This is a genomic window from Streptomyces naganishii JCM 4654, from assembly GCF_014650575.1.
GTDB lineage: Bacteria > Actinomycetota > Actinomycetes > Streptomycetales > Streptomycetaceae > Streptomyces > Streptomyces naganishii.
This window is the reverse complement of the sequence record NZ_BMVF01000001.1, coordinates 281,854-300,308: the sequence shown is the minus strand read 5'-3', so window position 1 is coordinate 300,308 and position 18,455 is coordinate 281,854. Positions and strand designations below refer to the sequence as shown.

The window sequence follows — 18,455 nt, the reverse complement described above, 5'->3', positions numbered from 1 at the left end:
CGCGACCGGCGGCAAGATCCGGAAGAGAGGCCCTAGCACCGGCGCAGCCCGGGCGCGCTCCTCCTCACCGGGACGACGAGCCCGCCCGGGCGACCGGCGGCCGAAGAGCGGGCGAACTTTCAGGAGTTCGTCCGCTCTGGCGTGTACCGGTCAGTAATCTGATCGGTCGTGACCAGTCGATACAGATCAGGTGAGGCTTCGCAGGGCCTCAACTCCCTTTCCCCGCGCCGCCGTACGGTCGTCAAGGCCGCGGCGGCCACCGCTGTCCTGGCCGGGCCGCTCGCCGCTGCGCTGCCCGCGCGGGCCGCGGCCGACGTGCCCGCGTTCCTGCACGGCGTGGCCTCCGGCGACCCGCTGCCCGACGGCGTCCTGCTGTGGACCCGGGTGACCCCCACCGCCGAGGCGGCGCCCGGTTCCGGGCTCGGCCCCGACACCGAGGTGAGCTGGGTCGTCGCCAGGGACAAGGCGCTCACCGACGTCGTCGCCAAGGGCTCCCTCACCGCGACCGCCGCCTCCGACCACACCGTCAAGGCGGACGTGCGCGGCCTCTCGCCGGCCACCGACTACTGGTTCCGCTTCTCGGCCGGCGGCGCCGACTCCCCCGTGGCCCGCACCCGCACCGCCCCCGCCCACGACGCCGCCGTCACCGGCCTGCGCTTCGGCGTCGTCTCCTGCACCAACTGGGAGGCCGGCTACTTCGCCGCCTACCGCCACCTCGCGGCTCGCGGCGACCTCGACGCCTGGCTGCACCTCGGGGACTACATCTACGAGTACAAGAGCGGCGAGTACGCGGCCCGCGGCAAGGTCGTGCGGCCCCACGCGCCCGCCAACGAGATCATCACCCTCGCCGACTACCGCACCCGGCACGCCGAGTACAAGACCGACCCCGACCTCCAGGCCCTGCACCACAAGGCGCCGGTCATCGCGATCTGGGACGACCACGAGTTCGCCGACAACGCCTGGTCCGGCGGCGCGGTCAACCACACCGAGGGCGCCGAGGGCACCTGGACCGCCCGCAAGGCGGCCGCCAAGCAGGCCTACTTCGAGTGGATGCCGGTGCGCCCCGCGATCGCGGGCACCACCTACCGCCGGCTGCGCTTCGGCAAGCTCGCCGACCTGTCCCTGCTGGACCTGCGGTCCTTCCGCTCCCAGCAGGCGGCCTCCGGCAGCGGCTCGGTCGACGACCCCGACCGCACCATCACCGGCCGGGCCCAACTGGACTGGCTCAAGGCCGGCCTGAAGGCCTCCGACACCACCTGGCGGCTGGTCGGCAACTCGGTGATGATCTCCCCCTTCGTCGTCGGCTCCCTCTCCGCGGACCTGCTCAAGCCGCTGGCCAAGCTGCTCGGGCTGCCGCAGGAGGGCCTGGCCGTCAACACCGACCAGTGGGACGGCTACACCGACGACCGCCGCGAACTCCTGGCACACCTGCGCTCCAACGCCATCGGCAACACCGTCTTCCTGACCGGCGACATCCACATGGCGTGGGCCAACGACGTGCCCGTGGACGCCGGTACGTACCCGCTGTCGGCCTCCGCCGCCACCGAGTTCGTCGTCACCTCGGTGACCTCCGACAACCTCGACGACATCGTCAAGGTCCCCGAGGGCACCGTCTCGGCGGTCGCCTCCCCCGTCATCCGCGCCGCCAACCGGCACGTCCACTGGGTCGACACCGACCGCCACGGCTACGGCGTACTGGACATCACCGCCGAGCGGGCGCAGATGGACTACTACGTGCTGTCCGACCGCACCAGCCAGGCCGCGACCAGCGCCTGGACCCGCTCCTACCGCACCCGCAGCGGCACGCAGAAGGTGGAGCGGACGTACGACCCCGTGTAGCGGGTCACTCCGGGTCCTGCGAGCCCTCAAGGCCGTCGAGGAAGCCGAGCGCCACCCGCCAGGTGGCCTCGGCCGCCTCCTCGTCGTAGTCGGGCAGGCCGGGGTCGGTGTAGAGGTGGCCGGCCCCCGCGTACCGGTACACCTCCACGTCGGCGCCCGTGCGGCCCATCTGGAGGTACCACGCGCTCAGCCAGTCGTCCGTCTCGAACGGGTCCGGCTCGGCCACATGCAGTTGCACGGGCAGTCCGTCCGCCGTCGCGTTCGGCGCGATGTCCGACGTGCCGTGCAGGAGCAGCAGGCCGCGCGCCTTGTCGTCGCCGAGGGCGAGGGTCTGGGCGATCGAGGCGCCGAGCGAGAAGCCCGCGTACACCAGGCCCCGGTCGGAGTAGGGCGCGGCGGCCAGCACGGCCCGCTTGAGCAGCTCGTCCTTGCCGGTCTCGTCCTTGAAGGCCATGCCCTCCTCCACGGTGTCGAACGTGCGGCCCGCGAAGAGGTCCGGCGTCCACACCTCGTGCCCGGCGGCGCGCAGCCGGTCGGCGGCCCGGCGCACGGCCGGCCGGAGCCCGTAGGTCGAGTGGAAGAGCACGATGTTCATGAGGCCATGGTGCCAGCCGGGTACGACAACGCCCGGCCCCGGCCGGACCCTCCGCACGGCCGCGAGCCGGGGCGGGTGCGCGGGAAGGGACGCAAGTCACATGTTCAAGCTCGTGCGGCGGCGGTTAGGCGCGCAGGCATGGAGAACGTACTCCGACCCGTGCTCGTGGTCGGCGGCTCGGTCATGATCACCCTGGTGATCGGCTGGGCCACCGACCTTCTGCTGCGCAAGGCCGACGAACGGCACCACGAGACACCGCTGTGGGGCCTCCTGCGCCGCGCCCGCGTGCCGTACCAGCTCGTGCTGTGCGCCGCCCTGCTCAGAGGCTCCTACGACCAGGTGAACGTGGTGGCGAACCACCACGCCGGCATCGGCAGGTCCCTGACCCTCACCCTGATCGGCTCGGCCGCCTGGCTGGTCATCCGGATCGCCTCGGCGATCGTGGAGACCTCCTACTCGCGCTACGCCAGCGCCCGCGCCCACCGGGACCCGGCCCGGGTGCGGCGGGTGCGCACCCAGGTCGAGCTGATCATGCGGGTGGTGTCGGCGGTCGTGATCGTGGTGGCGGCGGCCTCCATGCTGCTGACCTTCCCGGCGATGCGCGCGGCCGGCGCCTCGCTGCTGGCCTCGGCCGGGATCCTCGGCATCGTCGCCGGTGTGGCCGCGCAGTCCACGCTGAGCAACATGTTCGCCGGGCTGCAGATCGCCTTCGGCGACATGGTGCGCATCGGCGACACGGTGGTCGTCAACGGCGAGTGGGGCACCGTCGAGGAGATCACGCTGACCTTCCTGACGGTACGGACCTGGGACGAGCGGCGGATCACCATGCCGGTGTCGTACTTCACGGCCAACCCGTTCGAGAACTGGTCCCGCGGCACCCCGCAGATGACCGGCACCGTCTTCTGGCACCTGGACCACCGCGCGCCACTGGAGGCGATGCGGGAGAAACTGCGCGACATCCTGCGCCAGTGCCCGGCCTGGGACGGCCGCGCCTTCAACCTGTACGTCACCGACACCACCCCCAGCACCATCCAGGTGCGGGCGCTGGTGACGGCCAAGGACTCCGACGACATCTGGACCGTCCGGGTCGCGGTGCGCGAGGAGATGATCCGCTGGCTGTGCGAGGAGCACCCGTACGCCCTCCCGCGCGTCAACACCGCGGACGCGGCCCGGCCCCCGAGGCAGCGGGACGGGGGCCACGACCTCGACGTGGTCCGGGACGGCGCCGCGCGGCCGTCCCTCGACAAGTCGCACTCCTTCGGCGCGTCGGGCAGGGGGCGCGGCTGAGGCCGCCGCCTCGGTCTCAGTGGCCGCGTTCGGCGCCGCCGTTGACCTGGATGATCTGGGAAGTGATGTGGGCGGCGCCCGGCGAGGCCAGCCAGTGCAGGGTGGCGGCCACGTCGCCGGGGGTGCCCGCGCGCCCGGTGGAGGTCTCGGCGACGAGCCGGGCGCGGCGGGCGTCGTCCATCGCGTCGCCGAAGAAGTCGGTGTCCTCGACGTACCCGGGCGCGACCACGTTCACCGTGATCCCGCGCGGGCCCAACTGCCGTGCCAGGTCGTGGGCGTACGGGTGGAGGGCGGCCTTGGACGCGGCGTAGGCGCCGCTGCCCGAGCCGCGGTAGGCCGCGATCGAGCTGAGGAACAGCACACGTCCGCCCGGCTCGGCGAGGCGCTCCTTGAGGGCCTCGGTGAGCAGCACGGCCGTCAGCGTGTTGATCCGGAAGTTGACCGTCCAGTTGTCGGCGACGAGCTCGAGCGGGTCCTCCCGCTCCACCCGGGCCTCCAGTTGCCCGGAGCCGCCGGCGCTGTGGATCAGCACGTCCACGGCGCCGAGTTCGTCCGCCACGAAGCGCGCGACGCCGCGCACGCCGTCGACGTCGCCGACATCGGCCGCGTACGTGAGCGCGCCCGGCACCCGCGCCCCGCGCAGCACGTCCTCCCGCCGCCCGAGCAGCAGGACCCGGTCGCCCTCCGCCGCGAAGGTCTGAGCCGCCGCGAGCCCGATCCCCGTACCACCACCGCTGATCACCACGTTGCGAGTCATGATCCGAGCGTAGGCCCGCGCGGGCGCGCGATGGGGTAACGGGGGTCGGGCGGCGGCGCGCGCACCGCACACGGCGGGTGCGCCGGACGCGGGCCGGGTGCGTCAGCGCAGGCTGCGTACGTCGAGGTGGCGCAGCACCCGGTCCACGATCTCCGGGTCGGCCCCGGGCTCGCTGCGCGCCGCCAGCACCTCGTGCCGGGCCGCGCTCAGCATCTCGCCCTGGATGCGGCGCACCCGCTTCAGCCGCCGCACCCGGTTCTCCTGCGCCTCCCGGCGCTCCTCGTCACCGATCCGCGGGCTGATCCGCAGCCCGATCTCGAAGGCCCGCCGGTTCATCTGCTCGGACAGCTCCTCGGGCAGCTCCTCGACGGACTCGATCTCCCTCAGCCGCCGCTTGGCCGCCCTCGCCGCCCGAGCGGCCAGCTGCGTCTCGAACTCCTCCTCCCGCTCGGTGTCCGCGCGCACCCCGAGCCGCCTGACCAGCCGCGGCAGGGTGAGGCCCTGGAGCACCAGCGTCGCCACGATCACCCCGAAGGCGATGAACACGATCTCGTCGCGGTCGGGGAAGGGCGCGCCGGTGTCCGTGCGCAGCGGGATGGCCAGCGCGAGCGCCACCGTGGCCACACCCCGCATCCCCGACCACCACATGACGACGGTCTCGCGCCAGCTGAGCGGAATGTCCTCGTCGTAGTCCCGCAGCGCGTGCAGCCGCTTGGTCAGCCAGGTCGCCGGCAGCAGCCACAGCAGCCGTACGAGCACCACGACGGCCACGACGACCCCCGCCCAGCCGAGCAGTTCGCCCCAGCGCGAGGAGGCGGTGTGGACCGCGTTGTGCAGCTCCAGGCCGACCAGCCCGAAGGCGACACCGGTGACCAGGGTGTCGACGACGTCCCAGACGGTGTGTCCGGCGAGGCGGCTGACCACGTCGTCGGCGTCGACGGCGTACTCGGCCAGGAACAGCGCGGTGACGAGCACGGAGAGGACCCCGGAACCATGCAGCTCCTCGGCCAGCACGTAGGAAGCGAAGGGCACGAGCAGCGTCAGGCCGATCTGGAGCGTCGCGTCCCCGAGCAGGCTCAGCAGCTTGTTCGCGCCCCAGCCGAGCGCGACCCCGACGGCCACCGCGACCACCGCGGACAGCACCAGGTCGAGACCGGCCCGCCAGACGGAGAACTCGCCGCTGACGGCGGCGGCGATGGCCACGTGGTAGAGCACGATGGCCGTCACGTCGTTGAACAGGCCCTCGCCCTCCAGGATCGACACCAGGCGGCGGGGCAGCCCGAGCTGCCCGGCGACGGCGGTCGCCGCGACCGGGTCGGGCGGGGCGATCAGCGCGCCCAGCGCCACAGCGGCGGCCACCGGCAGCCCCGGCACGATGGCGTGGGCGACGACGGCGACGCACAGCGTGGTGACGAACACCAGCGCCACGGCCAGCAGGAAGATCGGCCGCTTGTTCGCCGCGAACTGCCGCCATGAGGTGCGCCGTACGGCGGCGTAGAGCAGCGGCGGCAGCAGCGCGGGCAGGATGAGATCGGGCGGGATGTCGACGTTGGGCACGAAGTCGGGCAGCGCGAGCGCGATGCCGAGCAGGGTCATCAGGACCGGCGAGGGCAGCCCGAACCGTTCCCCGACCGGGACACTGATCACGGCCCCGAGCAAGAGGACGAACAGCAGGGCCAACTGATCCACGGTCAGCGCTCCGGGGTCGGACGTTCACACGGCTGACCTCAAGCGTGCCATGCCGCCCCGCTCAGCGGCCCCTTCCCGGTGAGCGGCTACAGCACGCGCCGCATCGCGCGGTGGGGTATCCCGGCGTCGGGGAACTCCGGGCCGTACGCCTCGTACCCCAGCCGCTCGTAGAAGCCGAGGGCGTGCGTCTGGGCGTGCAGGTCGACGGCCGTGAGGCCACGCACGCGTGCCGCGTCCTCGATGGCGCGCACCAGGGCGACGCCGACGCCCCGCCCGCGGGCCTGTCTGGCGACCGCGAGCCGCCCGAGGGAGCCGACGCCGGCCTCGCCGCCGGTCTTCGCGGCGGCCGCCTCGCCGTACAGCAGCCGTCCGGTGCCGAGCGGGAGGCCGTCCTCGCGGACGGCGAGCACGTGCAGCGCCACGGCGTCGTGGGCGTCGTACTCGATGTCCTCGGGGACTCCCTGCTCGGCGACGAAGACCTGCTTGCGCACGGCGAAGCAGGCCTCGCGGTCGGCCGGGTCCTCGGCGACGCGCACCTCGTAGGGCGTGCTCATGCGTAGGTCTCCTCGCGGACCTGGTCGAGGGCCTGCTGGAGGTCCTCGGGGTAGTCGCTGGCGAACTCCACCCACTGGCCGTCGCCGGGGTGCTCGAAGCCGAGCCGGACCGCGTGCAGCCACTGGCGGGTGAGCCTGAGCCGCTTGGCGAGGGTGGGGTCGGCGCCGTAGGTCAGGTCGCCGACGCAGGGGTGGCGGTGGGCGGCCATGTGGACGCGGATCTGGTGGGTGCGGCCGGTCTCCAGCTTCACGTCGAGCAGGGAGGCCGCGCGGAAGGCCTCGATCAGGTCGTAGTGCGTGACGGAGGGCTTGCCGTCGGCGGTGACCGCCCACTTGTAGTCGTGGTTGGGGTGGCGGCCGATGGGCGCGTCGATGGTGCCGCTGGTCGGGTCGGGGTGGCCCTGGACGAGGGTGTGGTAGCGCTTGTCGACCGTGCGCTCCTTGAACTGGCGCTTGAGCGAGGTGTACGCGTACTCCGACTTGGCGACGACCATCAGGCCGGAGGTGCCGACGTCGAGGCGGTGCACGATGCCCTGGCGCTCGGCGGCGCCGGAGGTCGAGATGCGGTACCCGGCGGCGGCCAGTCCGCCGATGACCGTGGGTCCGTTCCAGCCGGGGCTGGGGTGGGCGGCGACGCCGACCGGCTTGACGATGACGACCACGTCCTCGTCGTCGTGCACGATCTCCATGCCCTCGACCGGCTCGGCGACCACCTGGACCGGGGCGGGCGCCTGGGGCATCTCCACCTCGAGCCAGGCCCCGCCGCGCACCCGCTCGGACTTGCCGACCGCCGTGCCGTCGACCAGCACCTTGCCCGCGGCGGCCAGCTCCGCCGCCTTCGTACGGGAGAAGCCGAACATGCGGGAGATGGCGGCGTCGACGCGCTCGCCCTCCAGGCCGTCGGGCACGGGCAGGGTACGGATCTCGGGAAGCGTGCTCACCCGTCGAGTATGCCGGACGGGCCCGGCGGCCCCGACCGGGCCTGTGGACAACCCGTCCGCGGACGGGCGGGAGCGGGCGGTCAGTCCTTGTGGACCGTGCCGTCCGGGTCCAGGCCGCGGAAGGACAGCAGCACGATCAGGATGCCGCCGCAGACGATCGCGGAGTCGGCGAGGTTGAACACCGCGAAGTGCTTGGGGGCGATGAAGTCGACCACGGCGCCCTCGAAGACGCCGGGCGAGCGGAAGATCCGGTCGGTGAGGTTGCCCAGCGCGCCGCCGAGCAGCAGGCCGAGCGCGATCGCCCAGGGCAGGCTGTAGAGCTTGCGCGCGAGGCGGGTGATCACCACGATGACGGCGGCCGCGATCACCGTGAAGATCACGGTGAAGGCCTCGCCGAAGCCGAAGGCCGCGCCCGGATTGCGGATCGCCTCCAGCTGGAGCCAGTCCCCGATCAGCTTGATCGGCGCGTGGTGCTCCAGCTTGGCGACCACGACCAGCTTGCTCACCAGGTCCAGGGTGTAGGCGAAGGCCGCGACCGCGAACAGGACGGCGATGCGGCGCCCGCCGCGCGGCCGCGCCGCGGTGGCGGGCTCCTGCGCTCCGCCCGCGCGGGCGGACGCCTCCGGCGACGTGCCGTCGCCGGGCGGCTGCTGTCCGGGCCGTGCCGCGTCCGGGGTGTCCGGCGTACCGATGATGCGCTCCGCCTCTGCCACGTGAGTCCCTCGACCTAGAACCTGATAGAGGACGAGAGTACGACACCCCCGTCCCGGCGGACGTGCTCAGGAGGCGTATGGCGGCGCCCCGGCCCGGGCGCGGGCCCCGGTTCCGGCCCCCTCAGTAGCGGCGTTCCTGCTTCTGCTTGCACTCCACGCACAGGGTGGCCCGCGGGAAGGCCTGCATACGGGCCTTGCCGATGGGGTTGCCGCAGTTCTCGCACAGGCCGTAGGTGCCCGCGTCCAGCCGGTCCAGGGCGCGCCCGGTCTGGGTGAGCATCTCGCGCGCGTTGGCGGCGAGGGCCATCTCGTGCTCGCGCGTGATGTTCTTGGTGCCGGTGTCCGCCTGGTCGTCGCCCGCGCCGTCCCCGGAGTCCCGCATCAGGCCGGCCAGGGACTGCTCGGACGAGCTGATCTCGTCGCGCAGCCGCTCCATCTCGGACTGCAGCTCCGCGCGGGCCTCCGCGACCTCTTCCGGGGTCCAGGGGTCCTCGCCCGGGCGTACCGCGAGGTCGCCCGGCTCGACCGCCGCGGCGGCGCGTGCCTTGGGGACGGCGGTCGTGGCCGCCGCGGCCGTGCCAGGAGTCTTCTTCGCAACCACCGTCGTGGCTCCCGTCTGCTTCGCGGCCCGTGCCGCGCCCGCCTTCTTGCCCGTGCTCTTCCTGCCCGCGCTCCGCCCGGCGCCGTCCCGCGCGGGAGTGCCGTGCTCCGTCTCCGCGCCCCCGGTTCCCGGCTTCGCCCCGGGCCTCTCCGCGGCCTTGCCGTGCGCCCCCTTGTCCTGGTCGGCCTTGCCGTGAGCAGCCTTGTCCTGCGCCGCCTTGCCGTGAGTCGCCTTGTCGTGCGACGCCTTCTTCGCCGGGGTCGTGGCGGCGGCCGTCCGCTTCGGCTCCGCCTTCTGCGGTCCGGTCCTCCCCGTCTCCCCGGCGTTCACGGCCTTCTCTGCCGCCGTGGCCTTTTTCGCGTTCTTCGCGGCCGTCCGCTTCCTGGCGGCGGTCCCCGCGGCCGCCGGCTTCTTCGCCGCGGTCTTCCTCGCGCCCCCGGGCTCGTTCGTCGCGGGCCTCGCCGCCTGGTCCATGGCCGGCTCCTTCGCGGCCGCGTCCACGTGCCCGGCGAGGGCATCGGCGCTCCGGGACCTGCCCGACGCCGAGTGCTCGGCGGTCTTCCTCGCCACCATGGCCGCGGCCCCTTCACATATTGTGATCTTGCTCGCGAATCGTGCTGGGACGATAAATCGACTGGAGTCCCGCGGCAACGGGGCACGCCGCCCGATTCGCCCGCCTCGTGCCTGCCGCTCGGCCGGCATGCATGCGTTGTGCCCAGCTCCTCGCCGGGTAATCCGACCAGCTGCGCGTCCTACGATCCGAGCGGCCCACCCCTCGCCATTCGGGGCACCCGCGCGGGCCGCCGGCCCCCGGACCCGGCACCGGAAAACCGGTCGGCCGCTGTCGCCGGAGCGCCGTACACTGGGCGGAGCGAAAAGCGTGGATGGGGACGAGTAGCGGCGCAGGCGGCCCAGAGCGACCCGGGGACGGTGTGAGCCCGGGGGCGAGCACGTCGTGAAGATCACCCCGGAGCCGCCGGAAGAACGCCCCAGGGACCGCCCGTGGACCCCAGGGCCAGTAGAACCGGCTCGCGACCCCAATGAGGGGGCTCACCGGCGCGTACGGCGCACCGGAGGGCCAAGGAGGGTGGTACCGCGGGAGCGCGCCGCACACGGCGTAGGAAGCACGAAGCTCTCGTCCCTCCGACGGAAGGCAGTACGTCCGCCGGAGGAAGATCGATGACGCAGTACCGTCAGGTGCCCGCCCAGGTCGACCTGCCCGCCCTCGAGCACGCCGTGCTCGACTTCTGGCGCGAGCAGAAGATCTTTGGCAAGAGCCTGGAGCAGTCCGAGGGCCGCCCCGAGTGGGTGTTCTACGAGGGCCCGCCCACCGCCAACGGCATGCCGGGCGCCCACCACATCGAGGCGCGCGTCTTCAAGGACGTCTTCCCCCGCTTCCGCACCATGCGCGGCTACCACGTGGCCCGCAAGGCCGGCTGGGACTGCCACGGCCTGCCCGTGGAGCTGGCGGTGGAGAAGGAGCTGGGCTTCTCCGGCAAGCAGGACATCGAGGCGTACGGCATCGCCGAGTTCAACGCCAGGTGCCGCGAGTCGGTGACCCGGCACACCGACGCCTTCGCCGAGCTGACGACCCGCATGGGCTACTGGGTCGACCTCGACGACGCCTACCGCACCATGGACCCCGAGTACGTGGAGTCCGTGTGGTGGTCGCTCAAGCAGATCTTCGACAAGGGACTGCTGGTCCAGGACCACCGCGTCGCCCCCTGGTGTCCCCGCTGCGGCACCGGCCTGTCCGACCACGAGCTGGCGCAGGGCTACGAGACGGTCGTCGACCCCTCGGTCTACGTGCGCTTCCCGCTCACCTCCGGCCCGCTGGCCGGCCGGGCGGCCCTGCTGGTGTGGACGACGACCCCGTGGACGCTGGTGTCCAACACCGCGGTCGCCGCGCACCCCGAGGTCACCTACGTCGTCGCGACGAACGGCGAGGAGAGCCTGGTCGTCGCCGAGCCGCTGCTCGCCAAGGCGCTCGGCGAGGGCTGGGAGACCACCGGCGAGACCTTCACCGGCGCCGAGATGGAGCGCTGGACCTACCAACGCCCCTTCGAGCTGGTGCCGTTCGAGGAGCCGGCCCACTTCGTGGTCAACGCCGAGTACGTCACCACCGAGGACGGCACGGGTCTGGTGCACCAGTCCCCCGCCTTCGGCGAGGACGACCTGCGCGTCTGCCGCGCCTACGGCCTCCCGGTCGCCAACCCGGTGCGTCCCGACGGCACCTTCGAGGAGGACGTGCCGCTGGTCGGCGGCGTCTTCTTCAAGAAGGCCGACGAGCGGCTCACCGAGGACCTGGCCGAGCGCGGCCTGCTGTTCAAGCACCTGCCGTACGAGCACAGCTACCCGCACTGCTGGCGCTGCCACACCGCGCTGCTGTACTACGCGCAGCCGTCCTGGTACATCCGCACCACCGCGATCAAGGACCGGCTCCTCGAGGAGAACGAGCGGACCAACTGGTTCCCCGACACCGTCAAGCACGGCCGCTACGGGGACTGGCTGAACAACAACATCGACTGGGCGCTCTCCCGCAACCGCTACTGGGGCACCCCGCTGCCCGTCTGGCGCTGCGAGGACGGCCACCTCACCTGCGTCGGCTCCCTGGCCGAACTGACCGAGCTGACCGGCGCCGACCAGTCGGGCCTCGACCCGCACCGTCCGTACATCGACGAGGTCACCTTCGCCTGCCCGCAGTGCGAGCGGACCGCGACACGCGTGCCGGAGGTCATCGACGCCTGGTACGACTCGGGTTCCATGCCGTTCGCGCAGTGGGGCTACCCGTACAAGAACAAGGACCTGTTCGAGGCCCGTTACCCGGCGCAGTTCATCTGCGAGGCCATCGACCAGACGCGTGGCTGGTTCTACACGCTGATGGCGGTCGGCACCCTCGTCTTCGACAAGTCGTCGTACGAGAACGTCGTGTGCCTCGGCCACATCCTCGCCGAGGACGGCCGCAAGATGTCCAAGCACCTGGGCAACATCCTCCAGCCGATCCCGCTCATGGACCAGCACGGCGCGGACGCGGTGCGCTGGTTCATGGCGGCCGGCGGCTCGCCCTGGGCGGCCCGCCGGGTCGGCCACGGCACCATCCAGGAGGTCGTCCGCAAGACGCTCCTCACGTACTGGAACACGGTCGCCTTCCAGGCGCTGTACGCCCGCACGTCGGGCTGGGCGCCCAGCGCCGCCGACCCGGCCCCGGCCGAGCGCCCGCTGCTGGACCGCTGGCTGCTCAGCGAGCTGCACGCGCTGACCGACCAGGTCACGCAGGCGCTGGAGGGGTACGACACGCAGCGTGCCGGCAAGCTGCTGTCCGCGTTCGTCGACGACCTGTCCAACTGGTACGTCCGCCGTTCGCGCCGCCGCTTCTGGCAGGGCGACAAGGCCGCGCTGCGCACGCTGCACGAGGTCGTCGAGACGGTGACCAGGCTGATGGCCCCGCTGACCCCGTTCATCACCGAGCGGGTGTGGCAGGACCTGGTGGTGCCGGTGACCCCGGGCGCGCCCGAGTCGGTGCACCTGGCGTCCTGGCCGGAGGCCGACCTGTCCGCGATCGACCCGGAGCTGTCGCGGCAGATGGTGCTGGTGCGGCGGCTCGTGGAGCTGGGCCGGGCCACCCGCGCGGAGTCGGGCGTCAAGACGCGCCAGCCGCTGTCGCGGGCGCTGGTGGCGGCCGCGGGCTTCGACTCGCTGGACGCCGAGCTGCACGCCCAGATCACCGAGGAGCTGAACGTGGCCTCGCTGGCCTCGCTCAGCGAGGTCGGCGGATCGCTGGTGGACACCACCGCCAAGGCCAACTTCCGGGCGCTGGGCAAGCGGTTCGGCAAGCGGGTGCAGGACGTCGCCAAGGCGATCGCCGGCGCCGACGCGGCCGCGCTGTCGCTCGCGCTGCGCGAGGGCACGGCGTCGGTGGAGGTCGACGGCGAGACGGTCGTCCTCGCGCCGGACGAGGTGATCATCACGGAGACTCCGCGCGAGGGGTGGTCGGTGGCGTCCGACGCCGGGGCGACGGTCGCCCTCGACCTGGAGATCACCGAGGAGCTGCGGCGGGCGGGGCTCGCCCGTGACGCGATCCGGCTCATCCAGGAGGCGCGCAAGAACAGCGGGCTGGATGTGGCCGACCGGATCGTGCTGCGGTGGACCGCGACGGACGCCGCGACGATCGCCGCGCTCAGTGAGCACTCCGGGCTCATCGCCGAGGAGGTTCTCGCGACCGACTTCGCGCAGGGTGAGGGGGACGACACCCTCGGTGAGGTGTTCTCCGACGAGGGACTGTCGTTGACCTTCCGGCTCCGCAAGGCGTAGGGGCCGGGTCCGGGGGCTTCTCGCCCCCGGACGCCCTTACCGGGGGCCTCGGGTGAGCTGCTCCCCGCGAGCCACGCACTTGGGAACGGGAACGGCCCCGGAGGGAGATCCCTCCGGGGCCGTTCCTCAGGCTGCCGACGCCTATTGATCACCTGGACCCTCGCGGGTCCGTCAGTTGTCGTCCTCGTCGATCAGGAAGCCGCGCATCGGCGAGGGGGCCTGGCCCATCGGGGACGGGCCCTGCGGACGCACCGGTGCCATCGGCTGGGTCATCGCCGGGGACATCTGCTGCTGGCCGCCGTAGGACGGGCCGGACGGGCTCTGCGGGCCGCCCATCGTCTGGTTGCCGCCGTACGACGGGGCGCCTGCGCCGGCCGGGGCCATGGAGGGCGCCGGGGACGGCGGCAGCGACGCGGTCGCCGGGGTGCGCGGCGGGGCCAGCGAGTCGTCGGCCTGCGTCTCCAGCTGGCGCAGCTGCGACTCGAGGTACGACTTCAGGCGCGTACGGTACTCGCGCTCGAAGCCGCGCAGGTCCTCGACCTTGCGCTCCAGCGTGGCGCGGGCGGACTCAAGGGAGCCCATCGCGACGCGGTGCTTCTCCTGTGCGTCCCGCTCCAGCGCGTCCGCCTTGGCACGGGCGTCACGCTCGAGACCCTCGGCACGCGAACGCGCCTCGCCGACGATCTTGTTGGCCTCGGAGCGGGCCTCGGCGATCGCCTGGTCGGCGGTCTGCTGGGCCAGCGACAGGACGCGCGCGGCGCTGTCGCCACCGGGACCCTGGCCCATCGGACCGGGGCCGCCCATGGGGCCGCCCATCGGGCCGGGACCCATCTGGCCCTGCATCGGGCCCTGGCCCATCGGGCCCTGCCCCATCGGCCCCTGTCCCATCGGACCCGGACCCATCGGACCGGGACCCTGCGGACCCTGACCGCCGGGGCCGGCGGGCAGCTGCGGGGCACCGCTCGGCAGCTGGGGCGGGCCACCCATGGGGCCGCCCATCTGCTGCTGCGGCGGGCCCGATATGCCGGCGGGCACGGGAGCGCCGGGACCTCGCATGCCCTGCTGCGGGTGCTGCTGGGGGTGCTGCTGGGGGTGCTGCTGCGGATGCTGCTGGTCCTCCGGCGGCTTGCGCATGTTCTGCTGGTTCTGGGCAGCAGCACGCGTGGCCGCGGCCAGCTTGGCGCGCAGGTCCTCGTTCTCCCGGAGCAGGCGGGTCAGCTCGGCTTCGACCTCGTCGAGGAAGGCATCGACCTCGTCCTCGTCATAGCCTTCTCGGAGGCGGACGGTCGTGAACTGCTTGTTCCGCACGTCCTCGGGGGTCAACGGCATCTCTTCACCTCAACGTAGTCATCGGCAGTCGGCAAGACCGTATCGTCCACAGTCACCTCGCGAGGTTTCCCACGATGGAGATCAGGATGTAGACGATGATCATCAGTACGAAGAAGGACAGGTCGAGCGCCACGCCCCCGAGACGCAGCGGCGGGATGAACCGCCGCAGAAGCTTCAGCGGTGGATCGGTGACAGTGTAGGTGGCCTCCAGAACGACCACCATCGCCTTGCCGGGTTGCCACGAGCGGGCGAACTGGAACACGTAGTCCATGACCAACCGGAAGATGAGCACGATGAGGAACACCATCAGCGCGATGTAGAGAACCTCCATGGCCACGCCCATGATCGGTGCTTCCCTCTCCCCTGTTCCGTGCCTGTTTCCGGTGGTGCGTCTCAGCTCTGGTTGAAGAACCCGCCCTCTGCGATGCGGGCCTTGTCCTCCGCCGTGACATCGACGTTAGCAGGCGACAACAGGAACACCTTCTGCGTCACCCGCTCGATGCTGCCGTGAAGACCAAACACCAAACCGGCCGCAAAGTCGACAAGTCGCTTCGCGTCTGTGTCATCCATCTCAGTCAGATTCATGATCACCGGGGTGCCCTCACGGAAGTGTTCCCCGATGGTACGGGCCTCGTTGTAGGTCCGGGGGTGCAGCGTGGTGATCCGGTACGGCTCACGTTCCGACACGACCTTGGGCATGATCACCGGTGCGTTCTTCTCCAGGCTTGCGCGGTCTTGTGTGATGGACGCCACGGGCGCGATGCGCGCCGGGCGCCCGGATTCCGCCGGGAGCGAAGCGGAATGCGACACCGGTTCGCGGGGTGCCGGAGGCTGCACCACTCGTACCGGTTCGTCCCTTTGTGGCTGATGTGTCACATGCGACTGGTGCGACGGCTCGTGCCGTCGGCGGTCCCGCTCGGGTTCGGGGTCCAGCTCGGGTTCGAAGTCGTCGTCGGGGTCGAAGCCCCGGCCGTCGTACCCATCGTCCTCCACGAGGCCGAGGTAGACCGCCATCTTGCGCATCGCGCCGGCCATGCTCTGAGTCCTCCGCTCTGTGGTGGATCCGCTGACGACCGCCAAGTCCCCGCGATCCACGAGGTCGTTGCGCCTTCTTCGGCGGTATTGACCATATTTTCTGCTGTGGTCCGACTTCCTGGCGACGTTACCCGAGCCCGGGGCGGACACCGAGTACCGCGGTGCCGACGCGCACATGTGTCGCCCCGGCGGCCACGGCCTGTTCGAGGTCCGCACTCATCCCTGCCGAGACCATGGTGGCAGCCGGATGGGTTCTGCGCAGGTCAGTCGACAAATCCATGAGCCGCTCGAACGCGGCCCGTTCGCGTCCGGCGTACGGGCCCGTGAGCGGCGCCACGGTCATCAGACCGTCGAGCCGCAACCCCTCGGAGCGGGCCACCAGATCGGCCAACTCCCCGATTCCCGCGGGCCCGACGCCCCCGCGCTCCCCGCGGCCGCTCTCGCCCGCGTCCAGCGCGACCTGGATCAGGCAGCCGGTCTCCCGCTCCTGGCGCACTGCCTCCTTCGACAGCGCGGTGACGAGCCGGGCGCGGTCGACCGACTGCACGACATCGGCATAACCGACCACCGAGCGCACCTTGTTGGTCTGAAGTTGACCGACAAAATGCCAACTCAAGGGCAGATCAGCACATTCCGCGGCCTTGGGCGCCGCGTCCTGGTCGCGGTTCTCGGCGACGTGGCGCACACCGAGTTCCGACAGGATCCGCACGTCCGAGGCCGGGTAGGTCTTGGTGACCACGATAAGGGTCACCTCCTCGCGGGGCCGGCCCGCGGCGGCGCAGGCCTCGGCGATGCGTCTGTCCACGTTCGCCAGGTTGGCGGCGAGTTCGTCCTTACGGTTGCTCATGTTCCATCAGTCCAGCCAGACGTAGCCCGCGAGCCGCCCGGTGGTGCGGTCCCGGCGGTAGGAGAAGTGGTCGTCCGACTCCCGCGTGCACACCGGCGACTGCTGCCGGTCGCGCACCCCGAGGCGTTCGAGCTGCGCGTGCACCCCGGCGCACACGTCCACCGCGGGTGTGCCCCAACTGGTCTCGGCGTGCGCCGCCGGTTCGGCGGCGGCGACCTCGGCGCGCATCGCGTCCGGCACCTCGTAGCACCTGCCGCAGACGGCGGGTCCGGTGCGGGCGACGATCCGGGCCGGGTCGGCGCCGAGCGACTCCATCGCTCGGACGGCCGCCGGCACCACGCCCTTGACCATGCCGGGCCGTCCGGCGTGCGCGGCGGCGGCCACCCCGGCGACCGGGTCGGCCAGCAGCACGGGCACGCAGTCGGCGGTGAGCACCGCGAGGGCGAGGCCCCGCCGCGCGGTCACGACCGCGTCCACGGCGGGGATCCGGCCGGCGGAGCCCCAGGGCCCGTCGACGACGGCCACGTCCGCGCCGTGCACCTGGTTCATCCACACCACGCGGGCCGGGTCGATCCCCAGGGACTTGGCGGCCAGCTCGCGGTTGGTGCGCACGGCGCCGGGGTCGTCGCCGACCGCGCCGCCGAGGTTGAGCTCCTCGTACGGAACGGCGCTCACCCCGCCCCACCGGTCGGTGAAGGCGAAGTGCGCGCCGCTCACGGTGTCGCGCTGTCCTATCACTTCAGGAAGTCCGGTACGTCCAGTTCCTCGGCCGCGCTGTCCGTGTAGGTCCGCGGGGCCGGCGTCACCGGCGGGGCCGCCGGGAGGTCGCTGACCGGCTCGGGGGCGGCGGGCTCCGGCTCCTCCTTCGGCGTGACGCTGCCCAGCGAGCCGAAGGTGGGGCGGCTCTCCGGCTGCCGTACCGGAGCCGGCTCCTCACGCTTGGCGGAGGACGAGCCGAGCACGTTGTCCCGGCGGGCCGGCGGCTGGCCGCCGTCGAAGCCGGCGGCGATCACGGTGACCCGGACCTCGTCGCCGAGGGCGTCGTCGATGACCGCGCCGAAGATGATGTTGGCCTCGGGGTGGGCGGCCTCGCTGACCAGCTGGGCGGCCTCGTTGATCTCGAACAGGCCGAGGTCGGAGCCGCCGGAGATGGACAGCAGGACCCCTCGGGCGCCGTCGATGGAGGCCTCGAGCAGCGGGGAGGAGATCGCCATCTCGGCCGCGGCCACCGCGCGGTCGTCGCCGCGGGCCGAGCCGATGCCCATGAGGGCCGAACCGGCCTCGGACATGACCGACTTCACGTCGGCGAAGTCGAGGTTGATCAGGCCGGGGGTGGTGATCAGGTCGGTGATGCCCTGTACGCCGGAGAGCAGCACCTGGTCCGCGGACTTGAACGCGTCGAGCACGCTGACCTGGCGGTCCGAGATGGACAGCAGCCGGTCGTTGGGGATCACGATGAGGGTGTCGACCTCTTCGCGGAGCTCGGCGATGCCGTCCTCGGCCTGGTTGGCGCGGCGCCGTCCCTCGAAGGTGAACGGGCGCGTGACCACGCCGATGGTGAGGGCGCCCAGCGAGCGCGCGATGTTGGCCACGACGGGCGCGCCGCCGGTGCCGGTGCCGCCGCCTTCACCGGCCGTCACGAAGACCATGTCGGCCCCCTTGAGGACCTCCTCGATCTCCTCGCGGTGGTCCTCGGCGGCCTTGCGGCCCACGGCCGGGTTGGCGCCGGCGCCGAGTCCGCGGGTGAGTTCGCGGCCGACGTCGAGCTTGACGTCGGCGTCGCTCATCAACAGCGCCTGTGCGTCGGTGTTGATGGCGATGAACTCGACGCCCTTGAGACCGACCTCGATCATCCGGTTGATGGCATTGACACCACCGCCGCCGACACCGATGACCTTGATGACTGCGAGGTAGTTCTGCGGTGCTGCCACGTCGAAGGCCTCTCGCCTCGAATTAC

At 72.1% G+C, this 18,455-nt stretch carries 16 protein-coding genes; 3 read left to right on the top strand and 13 right to left on the bottom strand.

The features are described from left to right. The first annotated feature begins 168 nt into the window (after positions 1–168). Positions 169–1,839, top strand: a complete 1,671-nt coding sequence (locus IE217_RS01340) for an alkaline phosphatase D family protein (RefSeq protein WP_190175794.1) — start codon at positions 169–171, stop codon at positions 1,837–1,839. Between the two features lie 4 nt (positions 1,840–1,843). Here IE217_RS01340 and IE217_RS01335 read toward each other — a convergent pair whose 3' ends face one another. Then, complete coding sequence (locus IE217_RS01335) at positions 1,844–2,434, bottom strand: dienelactone hydrolase family protein (protein ID WP_190175793.1); 591 nt, start codon at positions 2,432–2,434, stop codon at positions 1,844–1,846. A 138-nt stretch (positions 2,435–2,572) separates the two neighbouring features. Between IE217_RS01335 and IE217_RS01330 the strand changes: the two genes are divergently transcribed. Next, entirely contained in the window at positions 2,573–3,721 is a 1,149-nt protein-coding gene (locus IE217_RS01330) for a mechanosensitive ion channel family protein (protein WP_190175792.1), read from the top strand. A 16-nt stretch (positions 3,722–3,737) separates the two neighbouring features. On the opposite strand, the gene IE217_RS01325 is transcribed toward IE217_RS01330, so the two are convergent. The 6 genes from IE217_RS01325 to IE217_RS01300 form a co-directional block, all read right to left on the bottom strand. Next, positions 3,738–4,478: an SDR family NAD(P)-dependent oxidoreductase gene (locus IE217_RS01325; protein ID WP_190175791.1), complete on the bottom strand. Its 741-nt coding sequence runs from the start codon at positions 4,476–4,478 to the stop codon at positions 3,738–3,740. 102 nt (positions 4,479–4,580) lie between these two features. Further along, a complete protein-coding gene (locus IE217_RS01320; protein WP_190175790.1) occupies positions 4,581–6,167 on the bottom strand; it encodes a Na+/H+ antiporter in 1,587 nt (528 codons plus the stop codon). Between the two features lie 86 nt (positions 6,168–6,253). Beyond that, positions 6,254–6,721: a GNAT family N-acetyltransferase gene (locus IE217_RS01315; protein WP_190175789.1), complete on the bottom strand. Its 468-nt coding sequence runs from the start codon at positions 6,719–6,721 to the stop codon at positions 6,254–6,256. Beyond that, positions 6,718–7,662 carry an RluA family pseudouridine synthase gene (locus IE217_RS01310; protein ID WP_190175788.1) on the bottom strand — a complete coding sequence of 315 codons (945 nt, stop codon included), beginning with the start codon at positions 7,660–7,662 and terminating at the stop codon, positions 6,718–6,720. The genes IE217_RS01315 and IE217_RS01310 overlap by 4 nt, the downstream gene beginning before the upstream one ends. Positions 7,663–7,742: 80 nt before the next feature. Further along, positions 7,743–8,375 (bottom strand): signal peptidase II, encoded by a 633-nt coding sequence (gene lspA, locus IE217_RS01305; RefSeq protein ID WP_190175787.1) that lies wholly within the window; start codon positions 8,373–8,375, stop codon positions 7,743–7,745. Positions 8,376–8,496: 121 nt separating this feature from the next. Continuing rightward, complete coding sequence (locus tag IE217_RS01300) at positions 8,497–9,549, bottom strand: TraR/DksA family transcriptional regulator (protein WP_190175786.1); 1,053 nt, start codon at positions 9,547–9,549, stop codon at positions 8,497–8,499. Positions 9,550–10,155: 606 nt separating this feature from the next. Here IE217_RS01300 and ileS point away from each other — a divergent pair. Continuing rightward, positions 10,156–13,287 carry an isoleucine--tRNA ligase gene (gene ileS, locus IE217_RS01295; RefSeq protein ID WP_190175785.1) on the top strand — a complete coding sequence of 1,044 codons (3,132 nt, stop codon included), beginning with the start codon at positions 10,156–10,158 and terminating at the stop codon, positions 13,285–13,287. A gap of 171 nt (positions 13,288–13,458) precedes the next feature. Here the strand turns inward: ileS and IE217_RS01290 are convergent, their stop codons facing one another. The 6 genes from IE217_RS01290 to ftsZ form a co-directional block, all read right to left on the bottom strand. Further along, positions 13,459–14,616 (bottom strand): DivIVA domain-containing protein, encoded by a 1,158-nt coding sequence (locus tag IE217_RS01290; RefSeq protein WP_190175784.1) that lies wholly within the window; start codon positions 14,614–14,616, stop codon positions 13,459–13,461. Positions 14,617–14,668: 52 nt separating this feature from the next. Continuing rightward, positions 14,669–14,959, bottom strand: a complete 291-nt coding sequence (locus IE217_RS01285) for a YggT family protein (protein ID WP_189703050.1) — start codon at positions 14,957–14,959, stop codon at positions 14,669–14,671. A gap of 50 nt (positions 14,960–15,009) precedes the next feature. Beyond that, positions 15,010–15,651, bottom strand: a complete 642-nt coding sequence (locus IE217_RS01280) for a cell division protein SepF (RefSeq protein WP_190175783.1) — start codon at positions 15,649–15,651, stop codon at positions 15,010–15,012. A gap of 127 nt (positions 15,652–15,778) precedes the next feature. Further along, positions 15,779–16,498: a YggS family pyridoxal phosphate-dependent enzyme gene (locus IE217_RS01275; RefSeq protein ID WP_190175782.1), complete on the bottom strand. Its 720-nt coding sequence runs from the start codon at positions 16,496–16,498 to the stop codon at positions 15,779–15,781. 6 nt (positions 16,499–16,504) lie between these two features. After that, on the bottom strand, positions 16,505–17,236 hold the full coding sequence (pgeF, locus tag IE217_RS01270; RefSeq protein ID WP_190175781.1) for a peptidoglycan editing factor PgeF: 732 nt from the start codon (positions 17,234–17,236) through the stop codon (positions 16,505–16,507). Beyond that, on the bottom strand, positions 17,233–18,429 hold the full coding sequence (gene ftsZ, locus IE217_RS01265; protein ID WP_190175780.1) for a cell division protein FtsZ: 1,197 nt from the start codon (positions 18,427–18,429) through the stop codon (positions 17,233–17,235). The genes pgeF and ftsZ overlap by 4 nt, the downstream gene beginning before the upstream one ends. Positions 18,430–18,455: the final 26 nt, after the last annotated feature.

Bases quoted from the DNA above. Each gene is read 5' to 3' on its own strand.
- IE217_RS01335 (WP_190175793.1), bottom strand. From the start codon at position 2,434: ATGAACATCGTGCTCTTCCACTCGACCTACGGGCTCCGGCCGGCCGTG.
- IE217_RS01330 (WP_190175792.1), top strand. From the start codon at position 2,573: ATGGAGAACGTACTCCGACCCGTGCTCGTGGTCGGCGGCTCGGTCATG.
- IE217_RS01325 (WP_190175791.1), bottom strand. From the start codon at position 4,478: ATGACTCGCAACGTGGTGATCAGCGGTGGTGGTACGGGGATCGGGCTC.
- IE217_RS01315 (WP_190175789.1), bottom strand. From the start codon at position 6,721: ATGAGCACGCCCTACGAGGTGCGCGTCGCCGAGGACCCGGCCGACCGC.
- IE217_RS01300 (WP_190175786.1), bottom strand. From the start codon at position 9,549: ATGGTGGCGAGGAAGACCGCCGAGCACTCGGCGTCGGGCAGGTCCCGG.
- ileS (WP_190175785.1), top strand. From the start codon at position 10,156: ATGACGCAGTACCGTCAGGTGCCCGCCCAGGTCGACCTGCCCGCCCTC.
- IE217_RS01290 (WP_190175784.1), bottom strand. From the start codon at position 14,616: ATGCCGTTGACCCCCGAGGACGTGCGGAACAAGCAGTTCACGACCGTC.
- IE217_RS01285 (WP_189703050.1), bottom strand. From the start codon at position 14,959: ATGGGCGTGGCCATGGAGGTTCTCTACATCGCGCTGATGGTGTTCCTC.
- IE217_RS01280 (WP_190175783.1), bottom strand. From the start codon at position 15,651: ATGGCCGGCGCGATGCGCAAGATGGCGGTCTACCTCGGCCTCGTGGAG.
- IE217_RS01275 (WP_190175782.1), bottom strand. From the start codon at position 16,498: ATGAGCAACCGTAAGGACGAACTCGCCGCCAACCTGGCGAACGTGGAC.